This window comes from Streptomyces himalayensis subsp. himalayensis, assembly GCF_013778455.1.
Lineage (GTDB): Bacteria > Actinomycetota > Actinomycetes > Streptomycetales > Streptomycetaceae > Streptomyces > Streptomyces himalayensis.
Map to the genome: position 1 here is coordinate 156066 of NZ_JACEHE010000016.1, position 26150 is coordinate 182215.

At 69.9% G+C, this 26150-nt stretch carries 25 protein-coding genes; 12 read left to right on the forward strand and 13 right to left on the reverse strand.

What is annotated here, in order from left to right; translation table 11 throughout:
* Positions 1–101: 101 nt before the first annotated feature.
* From H1D24_RS25310 to H1D24_RS25320, 3 genes are all read left to right on the forward strand, one after another.
* Entirely contained in the window at positions 102–779 is a 678-nt protein-coding gene (locus H1D24_RS25310; protein WP_181659971.1) for an ABC transporter ATP-binding protein, read from the forward strand.
* 244 nt (positions 780–1023) lie between these two features.
* Positions 1024–4341, forward strand: coding sequence for a S8 family peptidase (locus H1D24_RS25315; protein WP_181659972.1), 3318 nt, complete (start codon positions 1024–1026; stop codon positions 4339–4341).
* 91 nt (positions 4342–4432) lie between these two features.
* Positions 4433–4600: a DUF397 domain-containing protein gene (locus H1D24_RS25320; protein ID WP_181660057.1), complete on the forward strand. Its 168-nt coding sequence runs from the start codon at positions 4433–4435 to the stop codon at positions 4598–4600.
* Positions 4601–4634: 34 nt separating this feature from the next.
* On the opposite strand, the gene H1D24_RS25325 is transcribed toward H1D24_RS25320, so the two are convergent.
* Positions 4635–4868: a hypothetical protein gene (locus tag H1D24_RS25325; protein WP_309484440.1), complete on the reverse strand. Its 234-nt coding sequence runs from the start codon at positions 4866–4868 to the stop codon at positions 4635–4637.
* A gap of 1 nt (position 4869) precedes the next feature.
* Positions 4870–5118 (reverse strand): hypothetical protein, encoded by a 249-nt coding sequence (locus H1D24_RS25330; protein WP_258564296.1) that lies wholly within the window; start codon positions 5116–5118, stop codon positions 4870–4872.
* Between the two features lie 303 nt (positions 5119–5421).
* Here H1D24_RS25330 and H1D24_RS25335 point away from each other — a divergent pair, with 303 nt between their 5' ends.
* Positions 5422–6192: a group II truncated hemoglobin gene (locus H1D24_RS25335; RefSeq protein ID WP_181659973.1), complete on the forward strand. Its 771-nt coding sequence runs from the start codon at positions 5422–5424 to the stop codon at positions 6190–6192.
* A gap of 127 nt (positions 6193–6319) precedes the next feature.
* Here H1D24_RS25335 and H1D24_RS25340 read toward each other — a convergent pair whose 3' ends face one another.
* From H1D24_RS25340 to H1D24_RS25350, 3 genes are read right to left on the reverse strand one after another with little or no spacing between them, the layout of a single operon-like run.
* The gene (locus H1D24_RS25340; protein WP_181659974.1) at positions 6320–7132 is read right to left on the reverse strand and encodes a methyltransferase domain-containing protein; all 813 of its coding nucleotides are present in this window, start codon (positions 7130–7132) and stop codon (positions 6320–6322) included.
* A complete protein-coding gene (locus H1D24_RS25345; protein ID WP_181659975.1) occupies positions 7132–7359 on the reverse strand; it encodes a zf-HC2 domain-containing protein in 228 nt (75 codons plus the stop codon). Before H1D24_RS25345 ends, H1D24_RS25340 begins: the two co-directional genes overlap by 1 nt.
* The gene (locus tag H1D24_RS25350; RefSeq protein WP_309484441.1) at positions 7356–7937 is read right to left on the reverse strand and encodes an RNA polymerase sigma factor; all 582 of its coding nucleotides are present in this window, start codon (positions 7935–7937) and stop codon (positions 7356–7358) included. The genes H1D24_RS25345 and H1D24_RS25350 overlap by 4 nt, the downstream gene beginning before the upstream one ends.
* A 133-nt stretch (positions 7938–8070) precedes the next feature.
* Here H1D24_RS25350 and H1D24_RS25355 point away from each other — a divergent pair, with 133 nt between their 5' ends.
* Positions 8071–8616 (forward strand): hypothetical protein, encoded by a 546-nt coding sequence (locus H1D24_RS25355; protein ID WP_246458774.1) that lies wholly within the window; start codon positions 8071–8073, stop codon positions 8614–8616.
* 313 nt (positions 8617–8929) lie between these two features.
* Here H1D24_RS25355 and H1D24_RS25360 read toward each other — a convergent pair whose 3' ends face one another.
* The gene (locus H1D24_RS25360; protein WP_181659976.1) at positions 8930–9859 is read right to left on the reverse strand and encodes a helix-turn-helix domain-containing protein; all 930 of its coding nucleotides are present in this window, start codon (positions 9857–9859) and stop codon (positions 8930–8932) included.
* 171 nt (positions 9860–10030) lie between these two features.
* Between H1D24_RS25360 and H1D24_RS25365 the strand changes: the two genes are divergently transcribed.
* Together H1D24_RS25365 and H1D24_RS25370 are read left to right on the forward strand one after the other, a co-directional pair.
* Positions 10031–11071 carry an NAD(P)-dependent alcohol dehydrogenase gene (locus H1D24_RS25365; RefSeq protein WP_181659977.1) on the forward strand — a complete coding sequence of 347 codons (1041 nt, stop codon included), beginning with the start codon at positions 10031–10033 and terminating at the stop codon, positions 11069–11071.
* 263 nt (positions 11072–11334) lie between these two features.
* Complete coding sequence (locus H1D24_RS25370; protein WP_181659978.1) at positions 11335–11724, forward strand: VOC family protein; 390 nt, start codon at positions 11335–11337, stop codon at positions 11722–11724.
* Between the two features lie 875 nt (positions 11725–12599).
* Here H1D24_RS25370 and H1D24_RS25375 read toward each other — a convergent pair.
* The gene (locus H1D24_RS25375; protein ID WP_181659979.1) at positions 12600–12860 is read right to left on the reverse strand and encodes a hypothetical protein; all 261 of its coding nucleotides are present in this window, start codon (positions 12858–12860) and stop codon (positions 12600–12602) included.
* Here H1D24_RS25375 and H1D24_RS25380 point away from each other — a divergent pair.
* From H1D24_RS25380 to H1D24_RS25395, 4 genes are all read left to right on the forward strand, one after another.
* The gene (locus H1D24_RS25380; RefSeq protein WP_181659980.1) at positions 12855–13115 is read left to right on the forward strand and encodes a hypothetical protein; all 261 of its coding nucleotides are present in this window, start codon (positions 12855–12857) and stop codon (positions 13113–13115) included. The two genes, H1D24_RS25375 and H1D24_RS25380, sit on opposite strands and share 6 nt — an antisense overlap.
* A 188-nt stretch (positions 13116–13303) precedes the next feature.
* Positions 13304–15082 (forward strand): S8 family serine peptidase, encoded by a 1779-nt coding sequence (locus H1D24_RS25385; protein WP_220137202.1) that lies wholly within the window; start codon positions 13304–13306, stop codon positions 15080–15082.
* A gap of 306 nt (positions 15083–15388) precedes the next feature.
* Complete coding sequence (locus H1D24_RS43645) at positions 15389–17221, forward strand: ABC transporter ATP-binding protein (RefSeq protein ID WP_220137203.1); 1833 nt, start codon at positions 15389–15391, stop codon at positions 17219–17221.
* Complete coding sequence (locus H1D24_RS25395; RefSeq protein ID WP_309484442.1) at positions 17218–19008, forward strand: ABC transporter ATP-binding protein; 1791 nt, start codon at positions 17218–17220, stop codon at positions 19006–19008. Before H1D24_RS43645 ends, H1D24_RS25395 begins: the two co-directional genes overlap by 4 nt.
* 112 nt (positions 19009–19120) lie before the next feature.
* Here the strand turns inward: H1D24_RS25395 and H1D24_RS25400 are convergent, their stop codons facing one another.
* The 6 genes from H1D24_RS25400 to H1D24_RS25425 form a co-directional block, all read right to left on the reverse strand.
* Positions 19121–19393, reverse strand: a complete 273-nt coding sequence (locus H1D24_RS25400) for a hypothetical protein (RefSeq protein ID WP_181659983.1) — start codon at positions 19391–19393, stop codon at positions 19121–19123.
* On the reverse strand, positions 19390–19743 hold the full coding sequence (locus H1D24_RS25405; RefSeq protein ID WP_181660062.1) for a DUF6247 family protein: 354 nt from the start codon (positions 19741–19743) through the stop codon (positions 19390–19392). The genes H1D24_RS25400 and H1D24_RS25405 overlap by 4 nt, the downstream gene beginning before the upstream one ends.
* A 231-nt stretch (positions 19744–19974) precedes the next feature.
* Positions 19975–20649: a peptide-methionine (S)-S-oxide reductase MsrA gene (msrA, locus tag H1D24_RS25410; protein WP_181659984.1), complete on the reverse strand. Its 675-nt coding sequence runs from the start codon at positions 20647–20649 to the stop codon at positions 19975–19977.
* Positions 20650–20762: 113 nt separating this feature from the next.
* Positions 20763–21857 carry a hypothetical protein gene (locus H1D24_RS25415; protein WP_181659985.1) on the reverse strand — a complete coding sequence of 365 codons (1095 nt, stop codon included), beginning with the start codon at positions 21855–21857 and terminating at the stop codon, positions 20763–20765.
* Positions 21854–23515: a M48 family metalloprotease gene (locus tag H1D24_RS25420; RefSeq protein WP_181659986.1), complete on the reverse strand. Its 1662-nt coding sequence runs from the start codon at positions 23513–23515 to the stop codon at positions 21854–21856. Before H1D24_RS25420 ends, H1D24_RS25415 begins: the two co-directional genes overlap by 4 nt.
* Before the next feature lie 162 nt (positions 23516–23677).
* Entirely contained in the window at positions 23678–24796 is a 1119-nt protein-coding gene (locus H1D24_RS25425) for a hypothetical protein (protein ID WP_181659987.1), read from the reverse strand.
* Between the two features lie 161 nt (positions 24797–24957).
* Between H1D24_RS25425 and H1D24_RS25430 the strand changes: the two genes are divergently transcribed.
* Positions 24958–26112 carry a cystathionine gamma-synthase gene (locus H1D24_RS25430; protein ID WP_181659988.1) on the forward strand — a complete coding sequence of 385 codons (1155 nt, stop codon included), beginning with the start codon at positions 24958–24960 and terminating at the stop codon, positions 26110–26112.
* Positions 26113–26150 lie beyond the last annotated feature (38 nt).

A 26150-nucleotide genomic window follows, 5' to 3' on the forward strand; every position in this document is an offset into this window, starting at 1 on the left:
ACAGGCCCGACGGCCGACCACCCCGGGCGGCCCGCGCCCGAGGTGGCCGCATCCGCGTCCCAGCGCGTACCCCCTCACTTCTCGCAGGAGTTGCACCCACCATGTATGAGCTCAGAGGCGTCACCAAGCAGTACCGCCGGGGCAAGGAAACGGTCCATGCGCTCGCCGGCGTCGACCTGACGATCCCGGACGGCGACCGGCTCGTCATCCAGGGCCCGACCGGAGGCGGCAAGTCCACGCTCCTCCAGATGCTCGGCGGACTCGACCGGCCCACCTCGGGCAGCGTCGAGCTCGACGGCACCGACCTGGCCAAGCTGTCCGAGGCCAAGCTGACGAAGGTGCGGTCCGAGTCCATCGGCTTCGTCTTCCAGAGCTTCAACCTCATCCCGACGCTGAACGCCCAGGAGAACGTCGAGACGGCGCTCGTACCCCTCGGGGTCAAGGCCGCCGAGCGGCGCGAGCGGGCCGCCGAGGCGCTGAAGTCGGTGGGCCTCGGCGAACGCCTGACCCATCTGCCGTCCGAGATGTCCGGCGGCCAGCAGCAGCGCGTGGCCATCGCCCGGGCCCTGGTCAAGCAGCCCAAGGTGCTGCTCGCCGACGAACCCACCGGAAACCTCGACGAGTCCATGCGCGACGAGATCATGGACGTACTGGAGACCATGTGGAAGGAGCACGGGCTGACCTTCATCATGGTCACCCACGACTCCGCCATCGCGAAGAAGGCGCCGCGCGTGGCGACGATCCGCAAGGGAACGATCACGGTGACCGAAAGGGCATGAGGTCTCGACGGAGGTGTCGCCTCAACGGCGCCTCGATGGACCGAAGTCTGACGAAAATGGCTTGATCGCGGCCAACCAACCCTTGGCCAACCTTTCACATACGCATCACTGTTGAGCAGTAGTTCGCCCCCCGGCATACTCCGTATCCCGGGGGACGTGCGTGCATACGTGCGGGACTACCCCCGGCCGGATGAACCAGGTTCATCCGGCACTTTCATCTCCAGGGGGAGACTTGCGCAGACAAGTGAAAAGAGCGTGCGCAACCACCGTCGCCGCGGCAGCCGCCGTGGCGCTGGCGGCGGGCATGACCAACCCGGCGTCCGCGAACGGTGAGAACAGCAGCACGTCCCGTGCCGCGGGGGCGGAACTCGGGCCCAAGCACCGCATCACGCTGATCACCGGTGACCGCGTCCTCCTCGACGCGAAGGGCCGCGTCGCCGGGCTCGAACGGGCCAAGGGCCGCGAGCACATACCCGTACAGAAGAGGACGGCGAACGGGCACACGTACGTGGTGCCGTTCGACGCGCAGCGCCTGATCGCCGCCGGCAAGCTCGACCAGCGGCTGTTCGACGTCACCGAGCTGAACAAGGCCGCCAACCGCAAGGCCCAGAAGAAGGGCCTCAAGCTGATCGTCGGCTACAAGGGGGCCTCGGCGGCCGCCGCCAAGGCCGAGGTGCGCGACGCGGGCGACACCCAGGTCCGCAGGACCCTCAAGACGCTGAACGCCGACGCGGTCACCACGCCCAAGGACGACGCCTCGGAGCTGTGGGACGCGGTCACCCGCGAGCAGAGCAACGGCTCCGTCACCACCACCGCCGGTGTCGGCACCATCTGGCTGGACGGTGTCCGCAAGGCCAGCCTCGACAAGAGCGTCCCGCAGATCGGCGCGCCCAAGGCGTGGGCGGCCGGTTATGACGGCAAGGGCGTGAAGATCGCCGTACTGGACACCGGCATCGACGCGACCCACCCGGACCTCAAGGACCAGGTGATCGCCGAGAAGAACTTCTCCACCTCGGCCGACGCCCTGGACCGCTTCGGGCACGGCACGCACGTCGCGTCCATCGCGGCCGGTACGGGCGCCAAGGGCGGCGGGACGTACAAGGGCGTCGCCCCGGGTGCCAAGCTGCTCAACGGCAAGGTGCTCGGCGACGACTCCGGCATCCTCGCGGGCATGGAGTGGGCCGCCGAGCAGGGCGCGCAGGTCGTCAACCTCAGCCTGGGCGGCCCCGACACCCCCGCGATCGACCCGCTCGAGGCCGAGATCAACAAGCTGTCGGCCGAGAAGGGCATCCTGTTCGCCGTCGCGGCGGGCAACTCCGGCCCCAACTCGCTCGGTTCGCCGGGCAGCGCGGACGCCGCGCTCACCGTCGGCGCGGTCGACGACGGCGACGAACTGGCCGACTTCTCCAGCACCGGCCCGCGCGTGGGCGACGGCGCGATCAAGCCGGATGTCACCGCGCCGGGTGTCGACATCACCGCGGCCGCGGCGCCGGGCAGCGTCATCGACCAGGAGGTCGGCCAGAAGCCCGACGGCTACCTGACCATCTCCGGTACGTCGATGGCGACCCCGCACGTCGCCGGTGCCGCCGCGATCCTCAAGCAGCAGCACCCGGACTGGACGTACGCCGAGCTGAAGGGCGCGCTGGCCGCCTCCACGAAGGGCGGCAAGTACACGCCGTTCCAGCAGGGTTCGGGCCGTGTCCAGGTCGACAAGGCCATTACGCAGAGCGTCATCGCCGACCCGGTGTCGGTGAGTTTCGGCGCCCAGCAGTGGCCGCACACCGACGACACGCCGGTCACCAAGCAGGTCACCTACCGCAACCTCGGCACCAAGGACGTCACCCTCGACCTGACGGCGACGGCCACCAACCCCAAGGGCGCGGCGGCTCCGGCCGGTTTCTTCACGCTCGGCGCGAAGCAGGTCACGGTTCCCGCGGGCGGCAAGGCCTCGGTCGACCTGACGGTCAACAGCAAGCTGGGCGGCACCACCGACGGCACGTACTCCGCGTACGTCGTGGCGACCGGCGGCGGCCAGTCCGTACGCACGGCCGCGGCCGTGGAGCGCGAAGTCGAGTCGTACGACGTGACGCTCAGCCACATCGGCCGTGACGGGAAGCCCTCCGAGTGGTACTCCACCGACCTGACCGGCGTCTCCGGCAACGTCACGGAGACCTGGTTCTCGCCGTACGAGGCGGACGGCACGGTCACGGTCCGCGTCCCCAAGGGCGGCTACGTCCTGAACTCGGGGATCCTCGTCGACCCGGACGAGTACAAGGGCGCCGACTGGCTGGCCCAGCCGAAGCTGAGCGTCACCAAGGACACCACCATCACCCTCGACGCCCGGACCGCCAAGCCGGTGGACATCACCGTGCCGGACGCGGCCGCCGAGTCGGTATTCGCGTCGCCCGACTACACGGTCGAAACGGACGAGGGCAGCAACACGTTCGGCTGGTGGCTCGACTCGTACGCCAACTTCGGCACCCGGGGCCTCGGTCCGCAGATCACGGACGGCTCGCTGTACCAGCAGTGGGACGGGCACTGGACCAAGGGCGCCACCGCCGAGTACGACACCAAGGCCGGCGCCCGCGTGAAGCAGCTCGCCACGGGCTACACCAAGCACTACAAGAAGAGCGAACTGGCCACGGTGAAGGTCGGACTCGGCGCATCAGCGAAGGGCAAGGAGGGCGCGGTCACCGCGTGGGGCTACCTGCCCGACAGCTCCAGCGGCTCGGCGATCTCCTTCCCGCAGCAGCTGCCCAGCACACGGACGCTGTACCTGTCCACGGCGAACAAGGTCAAGTGGACCTTCGACGTCGAGCAGTACGGCGGCACGGACGAGGACGGCTGGCCGATCACGGAGGCGGGCTACACGCTCGGCACCCCGCAGACCTTCAAGGGGGGTACGACCTACACGAAGACCTTCAACACCGGCGTCTTCGGGCCGCGGCTGAGCGCGAGCTACGGGGTCTTCCGGGACGGCAACACCATCGCGGGCTACCTGCCGATGTACGCCGACGGCAAGAACCACGCGGGCTACTCGCAGTACCTCTCGGTGAAGACGACGCTGTACCGCAACGGCACCAAGATCGCCGAGACGGAGGACCCGCTGGACGGCTCCGGCGAGTTCAAGGTGCCGTCCGCGGACGCCGCGTACAAGCTGACCACGTCCATCAAGCGCAGCGTCAAGGTCGGCACGGCCTCGACCCGCGTCGACACCAGCTGGAGCTTCCGCTCCAAGAAGACCACCGACATGAAGCAGCTGCCGCTCTCCACGGCACGCTTCGGCCCGGCGCTCGGCCTGGACAGCACGGCTCCCGCCGGCAAGACCCAGTCCGTCCCGGTCACCGTTCAGGGCGCAGCCAAGGGCAGCAACCTGAAGTCGCTGTCGGTGTACGTGTCGTACGACTACGGCAAGACCTGGAAGAAGCTGTCCGTGAAGAACGGCAAGGTCTCCGTGAAGAACCCGGCGAAGGGCAAGGGCATCTCCTTCCACGCCAAGATCACGGACAAGAAGGGCAACAAGTCGACGGTGTCGATCTACAACGCGTACTACGGGAAGTAGTCCGTACGACGCTGAGCAGACCCTGAGTGAAAGGCCCGCCGGAGGTGTAGCCCCCGGCGGGCCTTTCCCGCGAGGAGCGTCAGGCTGCTGCCTGCGCGACCGTGACCACAACGGCAGCGGTGGGGAGTGCGTCGAGGTCGCCCACAACCTCCCTGGCCTCGTCCCCGTACGCGACTCCAAGGCGCCCGAAGGCCCCGCCCTCATCCTCACCGCTCAGGCGTGGGCCCCTTCGTCGCGGCGCTCAAGGGCGACGAACTGATCGCCTGAACAAGCGGCCGCTGCGCGGCAGTCGCTCAGAGGAATGTCACCTGCATGATGTAGAGGCGTTCGTGGCGGGGGACGATGAGGTAGTTGAAGAATCCGCCGGGGACGTGGGCGAACCCGCCCTTCGGCCCCTCTCCCTGGTAGCCGGTGCCGTCGAGATAGAAGGCGGCTGCGCGGACCAGCTCGTCCCGACCTCGGCCACGAATGCCGGTGGGGCTCCGCCGATCACGTACTGTTCGTCGGGGTCGTACTCCCACAGCCACGTCACGCCGACACCGCCCGCGCGGCTTCGTCCTCGACGGCGGCCAGTTCGTTCATAGCGCGCCGGAACGCGGGATCGTCCTTACCGGTGGTGCTGTGCACGGCGGCGAGGGCGGCGCGGTGACGGGTGGACAGGTCGGGTCGGCGCTCGATCTCCACCTGTGCGTGCCAGTGCGTGAGCCACGCCTGCAGGTGGCCGATCTTGCCGTCCTGGATTGCGGCGGCCAGCGCCTGTTCCTTGTGCTGCTCCATGTCGTCGAGCCGGTGAGGAGCGACCCGGGCAAGGGCGGTGCGGACCGCTTCAGGGGTTCGTTCGGGCAGGGGGATCAGCTCCTGCCCCCCCGTGGTCGGGCTGTGTGGTCACGTGCGTTCCTCCGGATTGGTCTCCGGGTGTCCACGGTACCGGCGGAGGCGCGTACGGATGGCACATCGACGTTGTGATCGAGTGGCTACATGGTGTGAGTCGTCGATTCGCTGATCGGGTTCGCTGAGCGCTGAGCGAACGGCTTGCCGGAAGTGCAGCTTCCGGCAGGCCCTGCGTGTTTCTGTGGGTGCATGACCGCAGAGACCGTCGAGTACATCCGTTACCGCATCCCGGAAGACCGGTCGGCGGAGTTCCTGTCCGCCTACACCCGCGCCGCGGCCCAGCTGGCGGCGGCCCCGCAGTGCGTCGACTACGAACTCGCGCACTGCGAGGAGGACTTCGAGCACTACATCCTGCGGATCACCTGGACCTCGACGAAGGACCACCTGGAGGCCTTCCGGGGATCGGAACTCTTCACGGACTTCTTCGCCGAGATCCGGCCGTACGTCGCGAACATCGAGGAAATGCGCCACTACACACCCACCGCGGTGCGCGGCACGGGCGCCTCCGTCCCGACCCTGTACGCCTGGGCGGGCGGAGCGCAGGCCTTCTCACGGCTCACCGAGGTCTTCTACGAGAAGGTGCTCGCCGACGACCTGCTCGCGCCCCTCTTCGAGGGCCTCGCCCCAGAGCACGCCGAGCATGTCGCGCTCTGGCTCGGCGAGGTCTTCGGCGGCCCGCCGGCCTACTCGGAACAGCAGGGCGGCCACGGCCACATGGTCGCCAAGCACTTGGGCAAGGGCATCACCGAACCGCAGCGCCGCCGCTGGGTGAACCTCGTCCAGGACGCGGCGGACGAGGCGGGGCTGCCCACGGACGCGGAGTTCCGCTCGGCGTTCCTGGCCTACATCGAGTGGGGCACCCGGCTCGCGGTGTACTTCTCAGGACCGGACGCGGTACCGCCGGGGGAGCAGCCGGTACCGAGGTGGACGTGGGGGGCGGCACCGCCGTACCGGCCGTGACCGGCCGGTGTCCGGCTCAGGCCGGGGCATCACCTCGTACAGATTCCCGGCGTCGTCGATGAAGAACAGGCCGCGTGGGCACAGCGGGTGGTCGACGCGAACGCCGAGGCCGTCGGCGCGCCTGGCTTCACCGATCCGCCTGCGTCAGCGGAAGCTGTGCTCGGACGACCACCGAGACTGCCACGGCCCGCTGCTGGTCCGCTGGGATCAGTTTCTTCATGAGCTGGATCACCTCGGTGCTGAAGAGGGGGTACAGCGCGCAGTCGTCAACACTCATGGGGTGGCGGTACGGCACGTGGACGTCCCGGAATCCAGCCCGCTCCAGCTTGTGTACGAAGTCGTCTTCGGACAGCGCCCCGGCCACGCAGCCGGCCCAGGCGGCGGGCTGGCTGAGGATCTGCGGCGGGAGGTCGTCCTGGCCGACCGTGAGGTCGGAGACGCAGAGCCTGCCACCAGGGCGCAGGACGCGTGCGCATTCGGCCATCACGCGGGCTTTGCGGGGGGAGAGGTTGATGACGCCGTTGGAGATGATCAGATCCACCGTGTCGTCCTGGAGCGGGATCGCTTCCATCTCGCCCTCCAGGGCCTCGACGTTCGTCAGCGCGGCATCGGCCGCGGCGTCGGCGGTGCGCTGGAGCATCTCGGCCAGGAAGTCGAGGGCGATGACGCGGCCGGTCGGGCCGGTGCGGCGGGCGGCGAGGATGGTGTCGATGCCGCCGCCGCAGCCGATGTCGAGGACGGTCTCACCGGGGTGGATGACGGCGAAGCGCAGGTGGTCGGCCACACCGAGGGCACGGTCGATGGCGCTCTGGGGAACCTGGGCCAGTTCCTCGGGGGTGTAGAGCTTGCGGGCCACGGCGGCCGTGGACGCCGGGACGTTGCGGTAGGCGTCGCGGACCAGCTGCTTGACCTCGGCGCTGTGCATCAGATCGCGGCTCATCAGCCCAGCTCCTCCAGGGTCTGGTTCAGGCGGCGCAGGACGTCTGTGGGAATGTCTCCACGGCCCGAGCCGAGCAGGAGCCTGCGGAGCTCCACGGCGAATTCGAGCTCACCGCAGCAGCGCCGGCACAGGGACAGGTGCTCTTCCACCGCCTCGCGGTCCGCCTCATCGACCATGGCGTCGAGGTACTCCCACAGCCTCCTCACCGCCTCGGAACAGGTGATCAACGCACATCCTCCTTCAGCAGTCCGTTCTCTTCCGCGTAGTCCCACATCTGCTTCTCGAAGAGCTTGCGTCCCCGGTGCAGGCGGGCGAGCACGGTCCCCAACGGCACCTGGAGAATCGCCGCCGTCTCCTTGGTCAGGAAGCCGTGCATGTAGACCAGGACGAGCGGAACCCGGTAGATCTCCGGGAGCCGCAGCAGCACGGCGTGCACGTCCTCGCGCCCGAATCCCTGGAGGAAGTCCAGGTGGAGGCTGTCCGAGTAGGGGAAGGGATCTTCGTAGGCGATCTTTCGGTAGAGGGAGAAGTCCTCCGCCTCCCCCCAGTCCACCGGGACCGGCTGCCTGGACCTGGCCCGACCGCGGTCGCGACAGCAGTTGACGAGGATGCTCCGCAGCCACGCGGCGCCCGCCGCCGGATCACGGACCTGGTCGAGCCGTTCGAACGCCTTCACCATGCAGTCCTGCACCGCGTCCTCGGCATCAGCACCGACCAGGGACCGGGCGATCGCGTACAGCCGGGGAAGCTCTGCCCGTACCAGTCGGCGGAAGTCTTCCCTCTGGTCGGCCCTGGTGACCTGCACGCCTGCCACACCACATAGACGATTCCTGAAGGTGATTTTATTGCATTTTGCCTCGTTGCAATAACTTCGGGTGCCTGCGCCGTCTTCATAGCCGAGAACACCGATCTCGGCCGGTCGACCAAGGAGGCATCCCATGGCCACCGATAGGGGCACCTCCCAGGCCCTTAAGGCACTGGGGGATCATCGAAGGAGCAGGGTCGGCACCGCCGGGCGGCCGGGCATGCTCCGCCTCGGATCCGCACTCATGGCGCTCGCCGGTCTGGCATTCGTCGGATACGCGGTGATCTTCTTCGTCCGCAACTTCACCGACGCGTTCCTGGAACTCGGCATCGGCCCGGGCGAGGTGGATGTCGGCCGATCCGACATCCAGGCGTTCAGCCCCGAGTTGTACGAGTACATCGCGCACCTGCACATCGCGGTGTCCGGTTTCATCGCGGCAGCCGGAGTGGCCACCGCGGCGCTTGCCTGGTTCGGAGTCCGTCGCGGCCTTCTGTGGGCCTACGTCACCGCGATCACCGTCCCCGTGCTCGGTCTGGCCGTCGCACTGCCCGCCCACTACCCGTACGACCTCGACACCCTCGGCCATCTCGGTCTCATCTACCTTGCCACTGCCGTTTTCGTCGTCGGGGCGCTGATCGCCCTGCCGCCTCTGCTGACGGCACGGAGGGAGCGGGACTGACGGCTTGCTCCCCCGCGACGGCAGCACCACCGGCCTGGGCGACACCTGCGCCCAGGCCGGCGCTGTGCGTCCTGCGGTCAGGCGGCTGCCGGCCGCCGTTGGGCTGGACCGGACAGTAGGGGCGCAGGGGCGTCGACGGGCGATGCTGTTGGTGCATCTCGCCGCGGCGGCCGGGCAATTCGGCGGCGGCCCGGCAATCGGGCTGTGAGTCCGCGCACGGCATGAAGTACGGCTTTCTGCCGGGACTCTCCGCCAGAAGCATCGGCGTCCGGATTCGCCGGCCGCGTCACGGGCAGCGCCCCGGGGCCGATCCTCAGGGCCCCGGTGTCCCCGCGCCCGCCCGCGTCGCGTCCGCCCCCCAACTCGCCAGCAGGCGGAGGGCCTCTGCGGAGGGAGACCCCGGCTCCGCGTGGTACACGACCACCGACTGCTCATGGTCGTCGGGAAGCTTCAACGTCTCGTAGGAAAGGGTCAGTTCCCCGACGAGCGGATGCCGCATCCGCTTCACCCCGTGGTTCTTCTCCTTCACGTCGTGCGCCGCCCACAGCCGCCGGAACTCCTCGCTCTTCACCGACAGCTCACCGACCAGCGCCGACACCAGCGGGTCGTCGGGATGGCAGCCCGCGTCCATGCGCAGATAGCCGACCATGTCGGCGGCCTTGGAGTCCCAGTCCACGAACAGGTCGCGGTAGGCGGGTGACAGGAACACCATCCGCGCCCAGTTCCGCTCCTGCGGCGGCAGCTCCGCCCAGTCGCCGAACAGCGCCGCGGCCATCCGGTTCCAGGCGAGGATCTCGGACCGCCGCCCCACCACGTACGCGGGCACGGAGTCCAGCGTGTCGATGAGCTGCCGCAGCGCGGTCCGCACCTGCTGCTGGCGCCCGGCCGCTGCCGCCTTCTTCCTGTGCTGCTTCGGCTTGGCGAGATGCGTCAGATGGGCGTGCTCGGCGTCGGTCAGGTGCAGGGCGCGCGCGATCGCGTCCAGGACCTCCGCCGACACGTTGCGGCCGTTGCCCTGCTCGAGCCGCGTGTAGTACGCGACGGACACCCCGGCGAGCTGGGCGAGCTCCTCACGGCGCAGCCCCGGCACCCGCCGGTGACGCCCGTAGTCCGGCAGCCCGACGTCCTCCGGCTTCAGCCGGGCCCGGCGGGTGCGCAGAAACTCGCTGAGCTCGGCGCGCCGGTCGAGAGGCTGCTCGACGGCCCGGCCGACTGTGCTCTCCTCGCCAGGCTGTATGTCCATGCCTTCCAGTATTCACGGTCGTACGCACAGGAACCTGACCCCGCCAGTAGTAGGACCACTGGTCGTAGGCAGAGCCGTGGTCTGGGTGACCTCGCGGCATTCGTGCAGGATTGCCGTTGTGCCCGGCCGAGAAGGCAGCCGGGCACGCCACACCCTCCGAGGAGACCCGGCATGACCACCGTTTCCGCATACGCCGCGCCTGCCGCCAAGGCCCCGCTGGAGCGCACCACCATCCAGCGACGCCCGGTCGGCGAGTTCGACGTCCTGATCGACATCAAGTTCGCCGGCATCTGCCACTCGGACATCCACCAGGCCCGCGAGGGCTGGGGCGAGGCGATCTTCCCGATGGTGCCCGGCCACGAGATCGCCGGCATCGTGACCGAGGTCGGCACGGGCGTCACCAAGTACGCCGTCGGCGACCGCGTGGGTGTCGGCTGCCTGGTCGACTCCTGCCGTGAGTGCGAGAACTGCAAGGCAGGTCTCGAACAGCACTGCACCGGCGGTGGCGTCGGCACCTACAACGCCATCGGCAGGGACGGCGAGCCCACCTACGGCGGCTACTCGGAGAAGGTCGTCGTCGACGAGAACTTCGTCGTCCGCATCCCCGACGGCCTGTCCCTGGACGTCGCCGCGCCCCTCCTCTGCGCCGGCATCACCACGTACTCGCCGCTCAAGCACTGGGGCGCGGGCCCGGGCAAGAAGGTCGCCGTCATCGGGCTGGGCGGCCTCGGCCACATGGGCGTCAAGATCGCGCACGCGCTGGGCGCCGAGGTGACCGTCCTCTCCCAGTCCCTCCGCAAGAAGGACGACGGGCTGAAGCTGGGCGCCGACCACTACCACGCCACCAGCGACCCGAAGACCTTCGAGGAACTGGCGGGCACCTTCGACCTGATCCTCTCCACGGTGTCGGCCCCGCTCGACTTCGGCGCCTACCTGAGCCTGGTGAAGACCGGCGGCGCCCTGGTGAACGTCGGCGCCCCCGAGGAGCCGATCTCGCTCAACCTCTTCTCGCTGATCGGCGGCAACAAGACGCTCGCCGGCTCCATGATCGGCGGAATCGCCGAGACCCAGGAGATGCTCGACTTCTGCGCGGAGCATGGCCTGGGTGCCGAGATCGAGCTGATCAGCGCCGACCAGATCAACGAGGCGTACGAGCGGGTGCTGGCCAGCGACGTGCGGTACCGCTTCGTGATCGACACGACGACGATCTGAGCCGTGGGCACGATGTGAGCCATAAAGGGGCGCCTTCTGGGCGTCCCTTTCGGCTGTGGGCGCTCCCGTTCCTGGGCCGGGGACCCAGTTCCGTTCCTGGGCCGGGGACCCAGTTCCTTTCCTGGGCCGGGGACCGAGGGCTCGCGCCGGACAGGAACTCGGCCGATCGACTGATGCCACAACCGGTCGGGCTGCCTAGCGTGGGAGGTGCCGAGAGGCAAGTCAGGCAAAGCCAACGGATGACACCCGGGGAGGCCTGCACGATGTCCGTCGAGCTGAACCACACCATCGTCGCCGCGCACGACAAGAAGGCGTCGGCGCAGTTCCTCGCCGACCTCCTGGGACTGGACCCGAGCGCGCCGTTCGGCCCGTTCATCCCGGTCACCACGCACAACGGCGTCACGCTGGACTACATGGAGACCGAGGGCGAGATCGTCCCACAGCACTACGCGTTCCTGGTCTCCGAGGACGACTTCGACGCCATCTTCGCCCGCATCCGCGCCGCGGGACTCACGTACTGGGCGGACCCGTACCACCGCCGCGTCAACGAGATCAACAGGAACGACGGCGGCCGTGGTACGTACTTCGACGATCCCAACGGGCACAAGATGGAGATACTGACGCGCCCGTACGGCAGCGGAGGCGCCGACTGACGCCGCTACGGAGAAGGTCCAGGTGGAATTCTCCGTGAGTCGCCGGAAACGGACGGGAAAACGGAGTCCGAAACGGCTGACGCGTCATCCAATCCCGCAAATGATCCAGTTCGCAATGGCCCAGCCCCGCAACTGGTCCAATCCTGAACTGATCAATTCCGCAACCGAGGCGTTCCTGCAATCAGCGAGGCAGTCCCGCGGTCCCGGAATCCTGTAATTCTGGCCGGAATCCCGGCATGTCCGTCCCCCTCACGCCGTGATCTCGATTCTCGTGATCGCTCCAGTGATCCACGTATTCATGTGCGAACCGAAAATCAGTGGCCTTGATGGCCTGCCCGGGAGTCGGGTCGGATGCCGCCGGACGGGTGGTGGGAGAGCCAGTCCGTATGAACCTCGCGCGAGCCAGTCGGCCCAGTTCGGGAGGCTGGAGGGCCGACCGCCAAGTGGAAGCCCGAATGGTGCCTTCGAGCAGGTCGAAGCGGCGACGGCAGCTTTCGAGCTGATGGAACTGGTTTCGAGGCGACGGAAGTAAAGACAGCCCTTTCTGGCCCGTGGAATCGGCGTGAGCCCTTTCGGGCCCGTCGAAGTTGTTTCGAGTGAGCGTAACTCGGTTTCTAGATCGAAAAGTCCCGGTTCCACTGCCACTGGTGATGTGTTCGGCGGATGCGACGGTGATCCGGACGGGTGGCCTTTCCCTGGTGTCTCGGCCGGTCTGCCCGATTGCGGCGCAGCCCGACTCGATCTACCGTTCAAATGCCCCGAGAATCCGACGAATTACCCCGGGCTTGGGCGCTTGCCCCTGGTCGTATGCCTGTGGCCTTACGCCCGTGCTCTTATGCCCGTGGTCTTTTTCTGCGTTGGATTTTCAATCACATTCATCCCGCGGAGGATTCATGTCCGTAATGACCGGTACTCAGCCCCTGCAGCAGCAGCAGTTCGGCCAGCAAATGGGCGGCCAGCAGCAGATCGCGCAGGCGGTTCAGCAGGCAGTCCAGCAGGCCTGTCAGCAGGCTGCGCAGCAGGTCGCGCAGCGAGTACAGCAGACGTTCCAGCAGATCCAGCAGATCCAGCAGCAGCTCCAGCAGCAGCCGGGCCTCGCCCAGCAGGCGCACCCGTACCTGGCGGTCGCGTTGCACCGCTCGCTGCACAGCGGCATCCGGCAGGCCGTTGAGCAGTCCGTGCAGCAGGCGCTGCCGACGGCGATCGTGTCGCTGCTCCAGCAGTCGCAGCAGCCCCAGCAGGGCATGGGCCAGCAGTGGGGCGGCGGGATCGGCCAGCAGGGCATGGGTCAGCAGTGGGGCGGCGGGTTCGGCCAGCAGCCGTACCAGCAGTACCAGCAGCCCGGCTTCGGCTTCGGCCAGATGGCGCAGCAGCCGTTCGGCATCGGCTGACGCCTGGGCGGCAGTGTGCGGTGTGTCCGGAGCTTTCCGGGCACACCGCATCACCGTGGGAGCACGGGCCATGTGGGAGCACGAGTCGTCACCGTGGGAGCACGGGCCGCCCACTCGCGGATCGGGAGCACAGAGAACGCCGGATCAGGAGCACAGGGAACGACAGAGGCGTGGTGAAGGTGGACGTGATGGTCAAGAACAGGCCCGAAAACGGCAGTGACAAGGAGTTCGGGGGTGAGGGGGCGGCCGGGTCCGGGCGCGCCGGCAAGGAGGAGGAGCCCGGCAAGAAGGGCGCCAGGTCACCGGTCTCCGTACGACCGCGACGCGAGCGGTACCTGGTGACGCCGCTGCCCCAGTACATGCTCCCGCCCGCGGTGGCCGAGCTCAGCATGGACGCGGTCTGCGAGCGGCTGGAGCGGATGCCCGAGGTCAAGGTGGTCCGCAGACTCCAGCCCTCGGCGAAACTCGAGGGGGCCGGGCTCCGCCCCAACTGTCCCGAGATCGCGGTGGTCGAAGCAGCCGCGGACCAGGTGCCGGCGATGCGGTCGGTACACATCCACGTAGAGCCCGATCTGCTCCTGGGAGGCACCGGTCCGGCCCCCACGGCGACCGCGGGCGTCCTCCCGCTCAGCGACCCGGGGATGGTCGTACCGCTGGAACACGCGGTGGAGATCTCGCTGCGCGTCTGCGGCCCGGACGGCGAACCGCTGGCCGGGGCAGGGGTGTTCCTGATCGGATCGTCGTGGCCGGTCCAGGGCATCACCGGCGACGACGGAACGGCCACCATCGTGCTGGCCACGGAGACCCCGCAGTCCATCCAGGCCCTGTACGTCCGGCCCGCCGGCGGCTACGTCGACCGCTGGATCAACCGCCCGGACCTGTCGGTCACCGAGGAGAACCTGGTCACCCTCACACCGCTGGCGAAGGTGTACCCAGGTCTCGACGAACGGCAGCAGTACGGCTGGGGCCAGCAGGCCATGCGGCTGGACCGGCTGCCGCCGACGTTCCGCGCCTTCGGCATCAAGGTCGCGATCATCGGCTCCGGCATCGCCACGGACCACATCGACCTCAAGGACCGGGTGCGCTCCGGGGCGGACCTCGTGGGCGGTACGGAACGGGGCTGGGCCCACGACATGGTCGGCACCGGCACCCATGCGGCGGGCATCATCGCCGCGGCGGACACGGGCACGGGCGTCATCGGCATCGCCGTCGACGCCCAGATCGAGGCCTGCCAGGTGCTGCCGGGCGGCTGCTTCAGCGACCTGATCGCGGCGCTCGACCACTGCATCGAGAACGAGGTCGACATCGCCCACATCGCCGTGGCCACCCCGTACCCGTCGGCACTGGTCTCGCGCAAACTCGCCGACGCCCATGCCGCGGGGATCGCGTGCGTCGCCCCGGCGGGCGACACGGCAGGACCGGTCGCCTTCCCGGGCTCGCTGCCCACCGTCTTCACCGTCGGCGCGCTGGGCGCCTTCGGCTCCTACCCGCCCGACACCTCACAGGCCACCCACGCCGGCCCGCCCCTGACCCCCGAAGGCCTGTTCGCGGCGCGCTTCAGCTGCTTCGGCCCCGAGGTCGACGTGGCCGCCCCCGGCGTGGCGGTCCTGTCGTGCTCGCCGCACGGCGGATACGCGGCACTGGACGGCACCAGCACCGCTTCCGCCCACGTCGCAGGGCTCGCCGCCCTCGTACTCGCCCACCACGAGGACTTCCGCGGCGACCTGCCGCCGCGCGGACCCGTCCGGGTCCAGCACCTCTTCGACATCATCGCGTCGAGCTGCCGCCCCCTGGCCGCCCCCGGCACCCTGGAGGGCGCCCGCACCGGCCGCGGCCTCCCGGACGCCCTGGTCGCCCTCGGCCTGACCCCGGGAGTGCAACTCGCCCCGACCATGTCGGCCTATGCGCCCTCCATGGCCGGTTACGGGCCTGCCTCCATGGCGGGGTACGGGCCTTCGCCGTACTGAGGCCGACCGAGGCCGACCGAGGCCGACCGAAGGTCGGACCAATATCGGACCAAGATAGATCGGACCAAAATCGGACCAAGATCGGACCAAGATCGACAAGATCGGACCCAGAGAATCCCGAGCGGTGCCCGTCCCCCGGAGAACGTGGGTGAGGGGCACCGCTCGGCCTTGTGCCGAAACTTTCGGGGAAATGAGGCACCTTGACGGGCTCTGTGCGCGCTGGATGCAATGTGCAGGATTACGGAGATCGCGACGGCGCCAGACAGCACGGCGAATTCGTGTCAGTCAGTACGAAGGGATCCTGCTGTGGGGGACACGCTCCGTCTGCTTCGGTTGCTGTGGTCCGCCGGAAAGGGAACCGCGGTCGTCATCGCCGTGATCCGGCTGGCTGAGAGGCTCATTCCGGCGGCCACCGCCACGGTGCTGGCCCTGCTGGTGAGCCGGGTGACAGCGCTCGGCAGCACCGGGGAGATCGGCGCGGCGTTGCTGCCGCTGGCGGGGTTCGGCGTGGTGCTGCTGGTGGGGCACGCCGCGGAGGCCGTGACGGAGCCCCTGTCCTACCTGGTGCAGCAGCGGATCGACGGGGCGCACCGCGCGAAGGTGACCCGCCTGACGGCGAGCAGCCCGACCATCGACCTCCTCGAGCAGCCCGAGGCGCAGCGCCTGATCCGGCAGGCCAAAGCGGACCCCGACGAGTTCTCGCAGCGCACCCCCGGGCAGGCCGCGCTGGCGCAGCTCGACCAGGTGGCGGATGCCGTGGGAGTGGCCGCCGCCTGCGTGGTGGTCGCCCAGTTCGCCTGGTGGCTGGTGCCGTTGCTGCTGATCCCCGCGTTCCTCAACGCGCGGCTGCGCTACCGGGGGCGGATGGAATTCATCCAGCTCTGGCGGTCCCAACTCGACGTGATGGTACGGGTCGAGCGCTGGGAGGAGACCCTGGCCTCGGCGGGCGTGGGCAAGGACCTGCGGGTCTTCGGTCTCGGCGACTGGGCGGTGCGCAGGCTCCATCAGCAGCACGTGGCCCGCACCGAGCCCCAGTTCGCCGTGTGGAAGCGCAATCTCCGCGGCCAGTTGCGGTCCCTTCTGCTGGTGGTGCCACCTCTGCTGATCGGGTTCACGGCGGTGGCGGCGCTCACCGTGGACGGGCACGGGTCGGTCGCGACAGCGACCGCGGCGCTGACGGCGGGGGCGTCGCTGTTCATGATGATCGACCTGGGGTACACCGTCCTCACGCGGCTGTCGGGGCTTGAAGCCCTCAAGGCGTACGACGAGTTGGCGGAGCTCCTCACGAAGGACACCGGGCGTCCCGCATCACCGCCTGTCACTGATCCCGGCTCGTCGAGCCTGGTCCGTTTCGAGGAGGTCGGCTTCACCTACCCGGGGACGACACGCGCCGTACTCGACGGACTCGACCTGGAGATCCGCCCCGGCGAGCTGCTCGCGATCGTCGGGCTCAACGGCGCGGGCAAGTCCACCCTGATCAAACTGCTCGCCGGACTGTACGAGCCGACCAGCGGGCGCATCCTCGTCGGCGGCGGCCGTGAGATGTCCGAGCTGGGGGTGCAGGCCTGGCGGGAGCGGATCTCCGTCGTCTTCCAGGACTTCGTCAAGTACGAGCTGTCGGCCGCCGACAACGTCACCCTCGGGCGACCCGGCGTCGTACCGGACAAGGCCGTGCTGGAGGCGGCGGCCCGGGACGCCGGTCTGGGGCCGGTCCTCGACCGCCTCCCCGACGGCTGGCAGACGCCGCTGGCCCGCTCGCGCACCGGCGGCGTGGACCTCTCCGGCGGCCAGTGGCAGCAGGTCGTGCTGACCCGGGCGCTGTACGCCCTGCGTACGGGCGCGGAGCTCCTCGTCCTCGACGAACCGACCGCCCACCTCGATGTCCGCACCGAGTTCGAGGTCTTCCAGCGGCTCGCCGAACAGCGCGCCGAGGCCGGTGTCGTACTGATCTCGCACCGCCTGTCGACGGTGCGTCAGGCGGACCGGATCGTGCTGCTCGACGGAGGCCGGATCACCGAGTCGGGCACCCACGACGAGCTGATCGCGCTGGACGGCAGCTACGCGAAGCTGTTCGCGATCCAGGCCGAGCGCTTCCAGCAGGGCTACCAGGACGCGATCGAGGAGGGCGAACTGCTGTGAGGCGCTACCTGGACCTGTGGGCCGAGATGCTGAGGATCTGCTGGCGGCGGGCCCCGGGCGCCACGGCCGCGCTCTTCGGTCTCTGCGCCCTGAGCATCGCGGCCGCCGCCGGGATCGCCCTGTCGCTGCGCGCCGTGATCGACGGCAGCGTCCACGGAGCGCTGGGCACGGCCGTTGTGGGGGCCTGCGGGGTGGCTCTCTCCCACGGCGCGACCGCGGTGTTCCAGGCGACGATCGTGGACCTGTTCCTGCTGCTGGCGGACGAGACCGACCTGGAGCTGCGTCCGCGGATCTACGGCTGGATCGCCGGGATCGAGGGGCTCGACCACCTGGAGCGCACCGACTTCCTGGACCGGCTGGAGGGAGCACGCAACAACACCTGGCAGCTGTGCACCAGCCTGTGGGACACAGTCCTGGCCGTCCACGCCGCACTGAAACTGGGCGCCACCCTTCTCATCCTGGGCACCGTGAGCCCCTGGCTGCTGTTCCTCCTGCCGTTCGCCGCGCTCCCGTTGTGGTTCGACCACCGCGGCAAGCAGGCGGTGGTGGAGGCCGAGACCGGCACCGCCGAGGCGTTCCGGCTGCAGCGCCACCTCTTCCAGCTCGGCACCCGCGCCGACAGCGGCAAGGACATCCGCGTTGCGGGCGCCGGCGAGGAGATCGCCCGCAGGCAGGCGGCCGCCTGGGACGAGGGGGCACACCTGCGCTACCGGGCGCGGGTGCGTGCCGCGTGGTGGAAGTTCTGCGGCTGGGTGGTGTTCGCCTGCGGTTTCGTCGGAGGGCTCGCGCTGGTCGTGTACGGGGCGGCGCACGGCCACGCCACGGCGGGCGACGTGGTGATGGCGGTCACCGTCGCGTCCGGCCTGCGGCAGACCGTGCAGGCGGTGGTCGGCTCCACGGCGAACACGCTCGGCACGCGGACGGCCCTCGAGTCGTACTTCTGGCTGCGGGACTACGCCGCCGCCGAGACGGCCCGCACGACGGGCACCGCCTTCGCCCCCGCCCGCCTGGACAAGGGCCTCGCCTTCGACCACGTCTCCTACCGCTACCCAGGCACGGACCGCCTCGCCCTCGACGACGTGAGCATCCACATCCCGGCCGGGACCGTGGTCGCGATCGTCGGCGAGTACGGATCGGGGAAGACCACCCTGGTGAAGCTGCTCGTCAAGTTCTACCGGCCGGACACGGGCCGCATCACCCTCGACGGCACGGACCTCGCCGACCTGGACACCGCCAACTGGCGCACCCGCATCAGCGCCGCCTTCCAGGACTTCGGACGCCTGGAGACCACTTTCGCCGAGGGCGTCGGCCTCGGCGACCTGCCCCACCTCAACGACCGCGAACGCATCACCCGCGCAGTACGGGACGCCGACGCCTCGACTCTCGTGGAGCGGCTGCCCGAGGGCCTGGACACCCAACTGGGCCGAGAACTCGGCGGCGTCGACCTGTCCGAGGGCCAGTGGCAGCGGGTCGCCCTCGCCCGTTCGGCGATGCGCGACGATCCCCTGCTCTTCGTACTCGACGAGCCCACCGCATCCCTCGACGCCCCCAGCGAACACGCCATCTTCGAACGGCAGATGGCACGGGCACGCCGACTGGCCGAGCAGACCGGGGCGATCACCGTGATCGTCTCGCACCGCTTCTCCACGGTGACCGGCGCGGACCTGATCCTCGTCCTCGACGGGGGCCGCCTGGTCGAGTCCGGCACCCACGCCGAGCTGAGCGCTGTCGAGGGGGGCCGGTACGCGGACCTGTACGGGATCCAGGAGGCGGCGTACAACACCTGACGAGAGCGGGTCAGCCCTCGGCCTTCGCGACACCGACCGGGCAGGAGCCGCCGGTCCTACGAGGCGCTCGTGCCAGGTAACCCCTGACGCGAGAGCCGTTCAGTCGTGATGGCTACAGCGTGTCGAATGGGGGCACGATGCGGACGATGATGATCAGCGGGTCGCGTGGTGCCACCAGGAAGTAGAACCAGCCGCCGGCGGCGTCCATGCGGCGTAGACCGCCCGGTCGGGGGCCGTGGCCGAGGTCGCTGACGTCGATGCCTGTACTGGCAAGGTCGACGAGCTGGCCGGCCAGACGTTCCACTTCCGCCACGACGTGAACGGGGACGCCGCCCACCACATGGGCGTGGTCGGGGTCGTACTCCCAGCGCCAGTCCGTGCTCACCGGGTCGGGAGGCCGATGGCCGCGTGGGCTTCGTCCAGGATCCGCCCGATTTCGGACGCGGCCTGTCGGGCCTGGGCAGCATCGCCCGACTCGGCGGTGTCTTCCCAGCGGCGGAGGTCTGCTGCGAGGCCGGGCTGGCGCTGGATGTGCACATAGACGGCCCACTGGGCGACGAACCGCTGGAGGGGCGCCAGATCGGAGCCCTGCCGAGACTGGTCGGCCGCCTGGTCCAGCTCTCGGGTGAAGGCCGGTAGTGCGGCCGGGGCGATCTGACTGATGGCCTGCCGAAGCGCGGCAACCGTGGCAGGGGGCTGGGGGATGAGCGGTTGCCCAGCGGCGGAGGTGGTCATGGCTGCTCCCATGGGCGCGATTCTGATCCCGTGCGTCAGCGTATCGGGCAGGAGCCCGTTTCCTCCGCTCGAACGAGTGAGGGAGAACCGATACGGCTACTGCCCGGACGACCTCCGTGGATGGTCGGGGCGCTGTCGACCGGGCAGCGCCGCTGTGGGAGCGATCCGAATTCGCCCAGGGCCGAGCGCTTCGTGCCGAGCGGTCGCTCGTGCAGCGGGCGACGTGGCGCTCTACTTGTCCGTGACTTCCGGGGCGGGCGCGACGCCGATCGGGCAGGACACCCCCGTCCCCCCGATCCCGCAGTACCCCGCCGGGTTCTTGTCGAGGTACTGCTGGTGATATCCCTCCGCCGCGTAGAACGTCCGGCCCTCCGACGGCAGGATCTCCGTGGTGATCGTGCCGTGGCCCGAGGGCGTCAGGACCTTCTGGTACGAGTCGCGGGAGGACTCGGCCGCCGCGGCCTGGGCCGGGGTGTGGGTGTAGATCGCGGAGCGGTACTGCGTGCCCACGTCGTTGCCCTGGCGGAAGCCCTGCGTGGGGTCGTGGGACTCCCAGAAGACCTTGAGCAGCTGCTCGTACGAGACCTTCTCGGGGTCGAAGACGACGCGGACCGCCTCCGTGTGGCCCGTCAGGCCTGAGCAGACCTCCTCGTACGTCGGGTTCGGCGTGATGCCGCCCTGGTAGCCGACCAGGGTCGTCCAGACGCCGTCCGTCTGCCAGAACTTGCGCTCGGCACCCCAGAAGCAGCCCAGGCCGAAGTCGGCGACCTCCAGGCCCTCGGGGTACGGGCCGAGCAGCGGGTTGCCCAGGACCGTGTGGCGGGCGGGGACCTCGTACGCGGGCGTGGCCCGGCCCTTGAGCGCCTGCTCGGGGGTGGGCAGCTGGGGCGTGCGGCCGAAGAGCATGGGGTCTCGTCTCCCTGTCGAATCCTGGGGGTGCGGGCGGTACCACGGACAACGTCCATGGTGCCGCCCGCATTCCGTCCGTCGGCTGCGCTCGCAGTCGCGCGCCCGTGGATTCAGGAGGGCTGGGCCTGGGCTGCCGCTGCCTCCGCCGACGCGTTGCGGATGCGGCAGTAGTACGCGGCCACGTCGGGCCCGTCCCCCTGGTAGGTCCAGGGCAGGGCGTCCACGTACCCGTCGACGAGCTTGAACTGCTCGATCGCCGCCTCGTCCCGGTCCTGGAGTGCCAGGTAGTAGGCGAGGAGGTGCCGCAGCTCGGGCAGTCGCGGATGTGCCGGGTCGGCCGTGGCCGCGTCGGCGAGGCCGGCGTCCACGCGGGCCACCATCTCGGGGGTGCGGTCGGCGGTGCTGTCGCTGGACTCGTCGTGCTCGAAGTGGGCGATGAGGGGGAAAGCGGTGAGCAGGCTGCCCAGTGGTGCCGTGGCCGCCGCGCGCTCGGCGAACGCGGTGGCGAGCTCCTTCGAGCCCCGCCACTTCGCGCACCAGTACTGCAGCGCCGAGTAGTGGGCCTCGTAGTGGTACGGGGCGCGGGCGGTGATCTCGGCCCAGAGCTTGTCCATCTCGGAGTGCGGGTAGCCGAGGCCGAGCGCGACCCAGATCTCGGTGATGAACGGAGTGGGGTCGTACGGGTTCAGCGCCGCGGCCCGCGCGATCTCCTCGCGGGAGCGCGCCAGCGCCCGGTGGAAGCCCTCGGCCTGCTCCCTCGTCGTGTGCTTTGCCAGTGCCGCGCCGCGCAGGTTCCAGGCGAGGTCGACCGTGCTGCGGGCCCTGATCAGGGCCGCGTCGGGGTCGTCGGGCCGGGCAGCCTCCCAGGCGAGCAGCCAGGCGTCCTCTTCGGCCGCGATGTCGCCCAGGAGGGAGGTGGCGTAGGAGCGGCGCTCCCAGTCGCGGCCGATGTACTCGAGGAGCGCTGCTGCGGGCTTCCAGTCGCCGCCGCGTGCCGCGCTCAGGGCGGCTTCCCAGCCGGCGGGCAGCGGGGCGGCCAGGTCGGTGTTCTGCCGCTCCGCGGGCAGCAGACCGAGCTTCTCGGCGGCCTCGGAACCGCCGTCACCGGACTTGAAGAACTCCTTGAGGAAGACCCCCGCCATCCACAGCGCGAAGATCAGGGTGGGAACGGCGAGGACGGCGAGGATCCACAGCAGTACGGTCATCGGAGGGTGTCCGTTTCGTGCGGGGCGGGGGGAGTGAGTGCGCGCAGGGGCGCGGTGTCGGGGTGGTCGGCGAGGGCTGCGGCCACGGCGGCCGTGAACCTGTGCGCGGCGTCGGTTCCGGCGCCGTCCGCGCCGGTGCCGCCGTCCACGTCCGATCCGGGCAGGTGGACGGTTGCGGCCTCGGCCCAGGAGAACTCCCAGCGCAGCAGCCCGCGTGCGCTGAGCTCGGCGAGGACCATGGTCTCCAGGGACTTCATCAGGAGCGGGCGGACGAACTCCCGGAACGCCCGGCCCGTCGCTGATGCGGCCTCGTCGGAGAGAGGCAGTCGCTTGGCCAGCTGCCACACCTGGCCGTCGTCGATCACCTGGAGCAGCGACCAGAGAGTGGCCGGTGCCTTGGTGTACAGGGCCAGGGCGCGGTGCAGCGGGGTGTCGAGGCCGGCGAGGCGGGCGGCCATCGCCTTGTCGAGCAGGTCCTGCCAGTCGGCGGCGTGGGCGAAGGCGAGCACCTCGTCGGTGAGCACGGCCTGTTCGAGGGCCGTGGCGGAGGTCCCCGGGTCGGTGAGCAGGGCCAGCGCGGAGCCCTTGTCCTCATGGGCGCGGGCGTCGTCCGAGAATGCCTCGATCCGCCGGACGCGCTCGGCCATGGGCGGGTGCGAGTCGTACGGGGAGCTGGGCTCGGTCGGGAGGTCGGTCCGCATGCCGGCCAGTTCGAGTTCGCGGGCGGTGAGCATCCGGGCGAAGCCCCCGAAGAACTCGCCACGGGGCGGCAGCGTCCGGGCGGGCAGGCCGAGCGTCGCGTACGACTCCAGGTAGAACTCGTGGGCGGCGCTCAGCGCGGGGATGTCGCGCAGCGCGGCGGCGGTGGCGTCCCGCCCCGCGATCCGGGCGGCGGTCACGTCGGCCGCGTACTCCTGGGCGCGGGCGGTGGAGAGCGTGGCGCGCAGGGCGAGCTTGCCGTACGCGGTGTAGACGGCGGCCATCATCCGGTAGGTGACACCGGCGCCCGCCGTGTTGATCTCCTTCGCCGACTTGCCCTTGGCGAGGCGCTTGGCGGCGGACTTCTCCTGGCGTGCGCGCTCCTTGGCGACCTTGCTGTCGGCCTTCTCGTGGAAGTGCGCGATGGTACGGGTGATCTGCACGCGGCCGCGTACCACCAGGGCGGCGAGCCGGGTGTCGCCACCGGTGAAGTGGCCGTACTCATGGGCGATGACGGCCTTCAGCTGGGCCTCGCTCAGACCGGTGAGCAGGGGCAGGCCGAGGTAGAGGCGGCGTGGGCCGGGCAGCAGTCCGAGGAGGCGGGCCCGTTCGCTGACCGCCGCGTTGACGTCCCCGGTGAGCACGATCTCGTCGGGCCCGCGCGTGCCGGAGGCGTCCGCGAGACCGCGGACGAGGGCCCACAGGCGGGGCTCCCCGGACTCGCTCAGCCGGACCCCGGGCTGCCCCTCGTCCTTCGGCGTCCGGAGCATGAACATGCCTCGGACGACGGGAATGGCGAGCACCGCCGAGACGATCCAGACCTTGAGCGTGATGCTCGCAGGAGCCCACACAACGGCTGCCCAGTCGGCGGCGAGCAGCACGGCGAGCAGGACGAGGCTGAGCAACTGGAAGCCTGCGAGCAGGACAAGGGCGCGCAGAGCGCGCAGAGTTGGGCCCATCGGGCACTTCCCCCCACGGAAAAGGGCACGTCAAAGGTGGTGTGGGGGGAACCGGAGTATGCCCTACCGTCGGGCGGTGCCGCAAAGGTGTTCGGTCTGTGGGCGCCTTGACGAGCGTTCCGGTCCTACAACGTATGCGAGGAGCCCGAGCCCGTCCCGGCGTCAGCGCAGCAGCGTCGCCGGGCTCCCCCCGTTCGCCTCGTACCCCGCCACCGCCAGCGCGCGGTACACCGCGTAGTCCGCGGCCGGGTCGGAGGAGAGCGTCCAGGGCAGGGCGCCCACGTGGCCGTCCACGTGCACCAGCTGGTTCATGGCCTCCGCCCAGCGCTCGGAGCGGACCAGGAAGAAGAGCAGCAGATGGCGGACGTGCGCCAGCATCGGGTCGTCCGGGCGGGCCGCGTGCACCGCGAAGAGCGCGCCGTGGACGGCCTTGGTCACGACCTCGCTCTCGTAGAAGCCGCGCACGAGATTCACCTCGGGCAGGTGCTCGAACACCGCGAAGAGCGGCAGGGAGGCGAGCAGCGAGCCGCTCGGGGCGCGGGACGCCGCGGCCTCCGCGAAGGAGTACGCGAGGTCACGCGAGCCGTGCCACTTCTCGCACCAGTAGTGCAGAGCCGCGAGATGCGCCCCCATATGGGACGGCGCACGGTCCAGGATCTTCAGCCAGAGCTGCTCGAACTCCTGCTGCGGATACGCCAGCCCGCGGGCGATCGAGAGCTCGATGATGTACGGAATCGGGTCGCCGGGGGCGAGCAGGGCAGCCTCCGCGCACGCCTTCCGCGCCTCCTCCAGGATGATCCGGAACTCCTCCGTACCGGAGGCGGCCGTGCGCCAGGCCTGCTGCACCAGGAATTCGGCGTGCACCGCGGCGCCGCCCGCGTCCTTGGGCGCCTCGGCCCGCCAGACCCGCAGCCACTGCCCGCCGGGCTGCTCGCTGACACCGCCCGGCCGCTGCTGCAGCTCCAGAGAGGCAGCGCCCGCGAAGGCCTGCACCCGCTGCCAGCGCACCTCGCCGTCTGTCGCCGTGCCCGCGAGCATCTGCGACGCGGCCCGCCAGTCCTGCGTGCGCTGCACCAGGTCCAGCACCTCCAGCAGGTCCTGGTCGGAGCCCGGCATGCGGACGTCCAGCAGCTCCTGCCGTACGAAGCCGTAGTTCGCCGGGTCCGCGGCGTCCGGCGAGCCGGGTGCGACCTGACGGATCACGCCGCGCCTGCGGTACATGACCGGCCCGAGGAACGCCCCGATGATGAGCAGCGCGAACAGGGCCCAGAGAATCTCCATGCCTCCAAGCGAACCAGACGGGTACGACAATTGGCCAACGGGTCCGCACCCTCGCCGTGCGGGACCGGCCAGGACACCGTCGTGCCGGACTGGCGAGGACACCGTCGTGCCGGACCGGCCAGGACGTCGGAAGCCCCCCTCCCGCACTACCCTCGGTCCCCATGAGCGACAGGCACAGCAGTCACAGCTTCGAGACCGTGGCGATCCACGCGGGCAACACCGCGGATCCCCTCACCGGCGCGGTCGTCCCGCCGATCTACCAGGTGTCCACCTACAAGCAGGACGGCGTCGGCGGACTGCGCGGCGGCTACGAGTACAGCCGCAGCGCGAACCCCACCCGGACCGCCCTCGAGGAGAACCTCGCCGCCGTCGAGGGCGGCAGCCGCGGGCTCGCGTTCGCGTCGGGGCTGGCCGCCGAGGACTGCCTGCTGCGTACGCTGCTGACCCCCGGCGACCACGTGGTCATCCCCAACGACGCGTACGGCGGCACGTTCCGCCTCTTCGCCAAGGTCGTCTCGCGCTGGGGCGTCGAATGGTCGGTGGCCGACACCTCCGACCCGGCGCAGGTGCAGGCCGCGATCACGCCGCGTACGAAGGTCATCTGGGTCGAGACGCCCTCCAACCCGCTGCTCGGCATCACCGACATCGCCGCGGTCGCGGACGTCGCCCGGTCCGCGGGCGCCCGGCTGGTGGTCGACAACACCTTCGCCACGCCCTATCTGCAGCAGCCGCTCGCACTGGGCGCGGATGTCGTCGTGCACTCGCTCACCAAGTACATGGGCGGCCATTCGGACGTCGTCGGCGGCGCCCTCGTCGTGGGCGACACGGCTCTCGGCGACGAGTTGGCGTACCACCAGAACGCGATGGGCGCGGTCGCCGGCCCCTTCGACTCCTGGCTGGTGCTGCGCGGCATCAAGACCCTCGGCGTACGCATGGACCGGCACAGCGAGAACGCCGGCCGGATCGCGGAGATGCTGACGCGGCACGCGCGCGTGACGCGCGTTCTGTACCCGGGCCTTCCCGAGCACCCCGGTCACGAGGTCGCCGCCAAGCAGATGCGGGCATTCGGCGGCATGGTCTCCTTCCAGGTCCAGGGCGGCGAGGAGGCGGCCGTCGAGGTCTGCAACCGCGCGAAGCTGTTCACGCTGGGCGAGTCCCTCGGCGGCGTCGAGTCGCTGATCGAGCACCCCGGCCGTATGACGCACGCGTCGGCTGCCGGCTCTGCCCTCGAGGTGCCGGCGGATCTCGTACGGCTGTCGGTGGGCATCGAGTCCGCCGACGATCTGCTGGCGGATCTGCAGCAGGCCCTGGGGTAGACCCCCGGGCATGCCGGGTGGGGCGCCTCACCGTGCCG

Excerpts from the sequence above, each read along its gene's own strand:
- H1D24_RS25310 (WP_181659971.1), top strand. The coding sequence starts at position 102 with ATGTATGAGCTCAGAGGCGTCACCAAGCAGTACCGCCGGGGCAAGGAA.
- H1D24_RS25330 (WP_258564296.1), bottom strand. The coding sequence starts at position 5,118 with ATGGAGCAGCACAAGGAACAGGCGCTGGCCGCCGCAATCCAGGACGGC.
- H1D24_RS25335 (WP_181659973.1), top strand. The coding sequence starts at position 5,422 with ATGACCGCAGAGACCGTCGAGTACATCCGTTACCGCATCCCGGAAGAC.
- H1D24_RS25340 (WP_181659974.1), bottom strand. The coding sequence starts at position 7,132 with ATGAGCCGCGATCTGATGCACAGCGCCGAGGTCAAGCAGCTGGTCCGC.
- H1D24_RS25355 (WP_246458774.1), top strand. The coding sequence starts at position 8,071 with ATGGCCACCGATAGGGGCACCTCCCAGGCCCTTAAGGCACTGGGGGAT.
- H1D24_RS25360 (WP_181659976.1), bottom strand. The coding sequence starts at position 9,859 with ATGGACATACAGCCTGGCGAGGAGAGCACAGTCGGCCGGGCCGTCGAG.
- H1D24_RS25365 (WP_181659977.1), top strand. The coding sequence starts at position 10,031 with ATGACCACCGTTTCCGCATACGCCGCGCCTGCCGCCAAGGCCCCGCTG.
- H1D24_RS25370 (WP_181659978.1), top strand. The coding sequence starts at position 11,335 with ATGTCCGTCGAGCTGAACCACACCATCGTCGCCGCGCACGACAAGAAG.
- H1D24_RS25385 (WP_220137202.1), top strand. The coding sequence starts at position 13,304 with ATGGTCAAGAACAGGCCCGAAAACGGCAGTGACAAGGAGTTCGGGGGT.
- H1D24_RS25405 (WP_181660062.1), bottom strand. The coding sequence starts at position 19,743 with ATGACCACCTCCGCCGCTGGGCAACCGCTCATCCCCCAGCCCCCTGCC.
- msrA (WP_181659984.1), bottom strand. The coding sequence starts at position 20,649 with ATGCTCTTCGGCCGCACGCCCCAGCTGCCCACCCCCGAGCAGGCGCTC.
- H1D24_RS25415 (WP_181659985.1), bottom strand. The coding sequence starts at position 21,857 with ATGACCGTACTGCTGTGGATCCTCGCCGTCCTCGCCGTTCCCACCCTG.
- H1D24_RS25420 (WP_181659986.1), bottom strand. The coding sequence starts at position 23,515 with ATGGGCCCAACTCTGCGCGCTCTGCGCGCCCTTGTCCTGCTCGCAGGC.
- H1D24_RS25425 (WP_181659987.1), bottom strand. The coding sequence starts at position 24,796 with ATGGAGATTCTCTGGGCCCTGTTCGCGCTGCTCATCATCGGGGCGTTC.
- H1D24_RS25430 (WP_181659988.1), top strand. The coding sequence starts at position 24,958 with ATGAGCGACAGGCACAGCAGTCACAGCTTCGAGACCGTGGCGATCCAC.